The organism is Thiohalocapsa sp., assembly GCF_019695415.1.
In the GTDB taxonomy this organism is placed as follows: domain Bacteria; phylum Pseudomonadota; class Gammaproteobacteria; order Chromatiales; family Chromatiaceae; genus Thiohalocapsa.
Window position 1 is genome coordinate 2,433 of sequence record NZ_JAIFKJ010000657.1, and the last position, 5,018, is coordinate 7,450.

At 65.9% G+C, this 5,018-nt stretch carries 4 protein-coding genes; all 4 read left to right on the top strand.

Going from position 1 to position 5,018, the window contains the following annotated elements; all coding sequences use genetic code 11:
- Nucleotides 1-921: NADH-quinone oxidoreductase subunit M (locus I6U14_RS17935; protein WP_296901212.1), on the top strand; the 921-nt coding region annotated here is incomplete at its 5' end.
- A gap of 13 nt (nt 922-934) precedes the next feature.
- The gene (gene nuoN, locus I6U14_RS17940) at nt 935-2,383 is read left to right on the top strand and encodes an NADH-quinone oxidoreductase subunit NuoN (protein ID WP_296901214.1); all 1,449 of its coding nucleotides are present in this window, start codon (nt 935-937) and stop codon (nt 2,381-2,383) included.
- Nucleotides 2,384-2,428: 45 nt separating this feature from the next.
- Complete coding sequence (locus tag I6U14_RS17945; protein ID WP_296901216.1) at nt 2,429-3,469, top strand: hypothetical protein; 1,041 nt, start codon at nt 2,429-2,431, stop codon at nt 3,467-3,469.
- 82 nt (nt 3,470-3,551) lie between these two features.
- Nucleotides 3,552-5,018 (top strand): VanZ family protein (locus I6U14_RS17950; RefSeq protein WP_296901218.1); only part of this gene is annotated, 1,467 nt, incomplete at its 3' end.

Consider the following 5,018-nt stretch of genomic DNA (forward strand, 5'->3'; position numbering starts at 1 on the left):
GTGCACACCTGGCTGCCGGATGCGCACGTGGAGGCGCCCACCGGCGGCTCGGTGATCCTGGCGGCCATCATGCTGAAGATCGGCGGCTACGGCTTCCTGCGCTTCAGCCTGCCCATCACGCCCGATGCCAGCGCGTCGCTGGACGGGCTCATCATCGCGCTGTCCCTGATCGCCGTGGTCTACATCGGCTTCGTGGCGCTGGCGCAGGACGACATGAAGAAGCTCATTGCGTACTCCTCTATTGCGCACATGGGGTTCGTCACCCTGGGCTTTTTCGTGGTCTTCAGCATCGTGCGCCACACCGGCAGTGCCGAGGGTGCGGCCATGGGCATCTCCGGCGGCATGGTGCAGATGATCTCTCACGGGTTCATTTCGGGGGCCTTGTTCCTATGCGTCGGCGTGCTCTACGACCGCATGCACACGCGGCGCATCGCCGACTACGGCGGGGTCATCAACACCATGCCCTGGTTCGGCGCATTCGTGGTCTTCTTCGCCATGGCCAACGCCGGGCTGCCGGGCACGTCGGGCTTCGTCGGCGAGTTCATGGTGATCCTTGCGACCTTCCGCGCGGATTTCTGGTACGCGCTGCTGGCGGCGACGACGCTGATCCTGGCCGCGGCCTTCACCCTATGGATGGTCAAGCGCGTCGTCTTCGGGCCGGTGGGTAATGATCAGGTGGCGGCCCTCAAGGATCTCGACCGCCGCGAGACGCTGAATCTGGGCGTGCTCGCCGCCGCGACGCTGGCCATCGGTATCTGGCCCAAGCCGCTCGTGGACGTCATGGAGCCGTCGATTCAGAACCTGGTGCAGCATGTACAGGTGAGCAAGCTCCCGGACGCCGGCACCGTTCGCGTGGAAGCCGCACCGCGCAGTGCCGGTGGGGCCGCAGACCTGGCCCAGGTCTTGCCGCACAGCGACTGACAGGAACGCACCGATGAACTTCCAAGCCATCGACCTTTTTACGATCCTGCCGGAGCTGGTGGTGCTGATCACGGCCTGCGCGGTGCTGATCGTGGACCTCTACTTGCCGGAAGAGCGCAAGGACGTCAATCAGCTCATCAGCTTTGCCGGCCTCGCCATCGCCATCGCCGCCGTCGGTGTGGTGGGGCTCGCGTGGGGGCCCATGCCGACGGATGCCTTCGGCAATGCGTTCGTTCGGGACCCCATGAGCGACCTGCTCAAGGGTGCCGTGCTGGTGGTGACCCTTCTCGCCTTTGCCTACTCGGCGCGCTACATGCGCGAGCGTGAGATGTGGGTCGGGGAGTTCCACGTGCTGGTGCTGTTCGCGGTGCTCGGCATCCTGATCATGATCTCGGCCAACGACTTCCTGGTGCTCTACCTGGGCCTGGAACTGCTGGCTCTCTGTCTCTACGCCCTGGTGGCCTTCAACCGGGATTCGAGCACCGGCGCCGAGGCCGCCATGAAGTACTTCGTGCTCGGGGCGCTCGGTTCCGGCCTGCTGCTGTACGGCATTTCCATGCTCTATGGTGCCACCGGGCAGCTCGGCTTCGACGCCGTTGCCGCGGCGGTGGCCACCGAAGGCATGGAGAACCGCATCCTGGTGTTCGGGCTGGTGTTCGTCATCATCGGCATCGCCTTCAAGTTCGGCGCCGTGCCCTTCCACATGTGGATTCCGGACGTCTATCAGGGGGCGCCTGCACCGGTGGCGCTGTTCCTGTCGAGCGCGCCGAAGATTGCCGCCTTCGCCATGGCGGTGCGTATCCTCGTCGACGGGCTGCCGGGGCTTGCGAGCGAGTGGTCCGAGATCCTGGTGATCCTATCCGTGCTGTCGCTGGCTATCGGTAACGTCGTCGCTATTGCGCAAACCAACATTCGGCGCATGCTCGGCTACTCGACCATCTCGCACGTGGGGTTCATCTTCTTGGGCCTGCTGGCGGCCACGGCTGACGGCTATGCGGCGGCCATGTTCTATGCCGTGGTCTATGCGCTGATGTCGGCGGGTGCCTTCGGCGTGCTGGTGATGATCTCCCACCAGGGCTTCGAGGCGGAGAATCTGGACGATCTCAAGGGCCTCGGCGAGCGCGACCCCTGGCTCGCGGCGATGATGACGCTGGTGATGTTCTCGATGGCCGGGGTGCCGCCGCTGGTGGGCTTTATGGCAAAGCTGCTGGTGCTGCAGGCGGTCATTGATATCGGCCTCGTGTGGCTCGCCATTGTCGCGGTGGTATTCTCCATCGTCGGCGCCTTCTACTACCTGCGGGTGGTGAAGATGATCTACTTCGACAAGCCCGAGCTGGATGCCGTCATCGACGGCACCCGCGATGCCCGCATCGCGGTGAGCGTCAACGGCCTCTCCATGCTGGTGCTCGGCATGTTCCCGGCGGCGCTGCTGTCGCTCTGCGAGGCAGCCTTCGTCGGCTGAGTAAGGTTCAAGGGGCGTGCACATGCGGGCAGGGCAGGTAGCACCATGAATTATCTTCAGGCCTTCGGAAAAGCGGAGCGGCGCCAGGCCATCAGCTTTCTGGCCGTCCGGTTGGCTGCGATTGTGCTTGTGGCCACGGTGGTGCTGTATGGCATCGCCGTGACTCCAGGTGTGCCCTACCACATCCGCGAGCTTTTTGGCGATTCGCCAACAGTGGTCCAGGCGCTGCTCTTCGCGGTCATGGTGCTGCTCGCGCTCGGGCCCCCTGCGCTGTTCGGCTTGCAGCTGATTCGCCAGCCGAAGCTTTGGGCCTGGCTCTTCCCCCTCGCCATGCTCGCCCATGGGGTCCTGATCTTCCTCATGTTCCGCTTCGCGACGCCCATCGGCAGCGTGCACGACCTGGTCGGCCTGCCGGTGTGGTCCATGTCGGCGGAGCTGGAGCGCTTGATCCGCTTCACAGCGGTGTTTTTGGTTTTGTCCGTCTCCATCGCCGGCGGCACCGCCATGCTATACGCCGTCACGCGCTCGTATGAGCCGCGACGCTTCTTGTGGTGGCTGCTGTATGCGGTGCTCTTCCTGGCGTTTGCCTACTGGATCGTCGTTGTGCTTGCGGCCACGGACAACGTCACACTGCTTCTGCGTGGCGACGCCAATCCGTTGTCTTGGCTAGCCATCTCGGTCTGGATGCTGCTGATGGCCTTTGGCGCCTCGCTGCTGGCCGAGCGTATGTCTGGTGTCTTTACCGGCACCGCAACGGCATTGTTCGCGCAGGTGCTGCTGCTGCTCATCACCTACGGCGCGCTCTTTTTCGCGACTGAGCCCCGTGTGCTCGGCCCCGACTCCGGCTTATCGGCACTGGAGTTTTTGCTGAGTGGGAGCCGGACGGAGTATGCGCAGGGAGGGCTGGAGGTGTTCTTGCGCTATACGCTGGCCTATATCGCGGCCATGCTGCTATTGACCTTCGCGCAGTATCCCGTTTGGGTAGCCTACTCGACCCGGCGGTTTGCCCGCAGTCCGGCTGCGGAGCAGCTTGGAACCCTGCCGGCCGACGACGCCGGAAGCCTAAGCTCAAGCAACGACGCTTGATGGGCTCGGCCGCGCATCCCCCTCACCGTGTTTCACCGCCCGCCTCGTCGCCGTCGCGCATCGCCTGCCCGCTGACCCCTGAATGCCGATGAACCGGCATGCCGCGCCGCTGCTGTCGGCAGGATTCCGAGAGCCGCGGTGGTGGCTGCTCTGCCTCATCTATCTGGGCTTTGTAGTCTACGGCAGCCTAGTGCCCCTGGAATGGCGGGACGTGCCCTTCGACCAGGCTGTTGCGCGCTTTGCAAGCATTGGCTTTCTAGACCTCGGCGCTGCATCGCGTGCCGATTGGGTCGCGAACATCGTGCTCTATGTGCCGCTCGGCTTTCTGGCCTGTGCGGCCTTGTTCGGCTTGCGTGCCCATGGCGCCCTGGCCTGGATCGGCGCGACCACGGTCTTCGCCGCCTGTGTCGCCGTGGCGGTCGCGGTGGAGTTCCTACAGATCTTCTTCGCACCGCGCACGGTGTCACTGAACGACCTGCTCGCCGAGACCATCGGCTCCGCAATCGGTGTCGGGCTTTGGCTCTTCGGACGCTGGCGTGTGGTGCGCCTCGCGCTCGGTTTTGCAAGCGGGGGGCGCCCGTCCGTGCTTGCGGCGCTCGGTGTCTTCGTAATGGCCTATGTGGCGCTGTCGCTCTTTCCTTACGACTTCGTTGTCTCCAGCGATGAGCTCGCCGCCCAGCTGGCGAGCGGGAACCATGCCTGGCTCGCCGGCGGCTGCGATCAGTGGCTGCGTTGCCTTGCCGTGTGGACGGCGGAACTGCTGGCCATCGCGCCATTGGGGTTGCTGCTGACGTTGCTTTATCCGCGCTGGCCCTGGGTGTGGTTCGCGCTGATCGGCGCCGGTGCCGGACTCGTGCTGGAGCCGTTGCAGCTGCTGTTGGTCTCCGGCAAGGCGCAGGGTCTCTCTGTGCTGCTGCGGGGTGCGGGCACGCTCTTGGGCGCGTTCTGCGGGCGCCTGTTGCTGACCTTGGATCTCGCGCTTGCGGTCACCCTGGTACGACGGGCTGTACCCTGGCTCGCGGTGCCATACCTAGCGGCATTGACTGGTCTCTCCGGCTGGTGGGCTGGGCCTTGGCTGCCGGCGTCCCGGGCACTGGCGCGGCTGGGAGACTTGGGCTGGGTGCCCTTTTACTACCACTACTGGACCTCCGAGCCGGTGGCCATGGCGAGCCTGCTCTCGCAGCTCGCGATGTATATGCCGGTTGGGGTCGCCGTCTGGGCCTGGCGCTGGAATGGGCGGCGGCGCTCGCCAAGTGTCTGGCCGGCGCCAGCGCTCGCGCTGGGCCTCGCACTGGTGGTGGAGGCCGGTAAGCTCTTCGCGCCCGGTGCCCGGCCGGACCCCACCAACCTGCTCATCGCCCCGGCCGGCGCATGGCTTGCCCAGGCCATGGCGGGTTGGCTCGCACGGGGGCCCGAGCCGGCGACGCAGGCGCCGCCTTGGTCGGCTTCGAGAACGCCCCCCGCCTGGGCCCCCGTCCCCGGCCGTACAGCCCCCCCGCCCCCCCCGCCCCCCCAGCAGCTTCCCAGCCCCCCCCCACCGCCGACCCCC

Bases quoted from the DNA above. Each gene is read 5' to 3' on its own strand.
- nuoN (WP_296901214.1), top strand. From the start codon at position 935: ATGAACTTCCAAGCCATCGACCTTTTTACGATCCTGCCGGAGCTGGTG.
- I6U14_RS17945 (WP_296901216.1), top strand. From the start codon at position 2,429: ATGAATTATCTTCAGGCCTTCGGAAAAGCGGAGCGGCGCCAGGCCATC.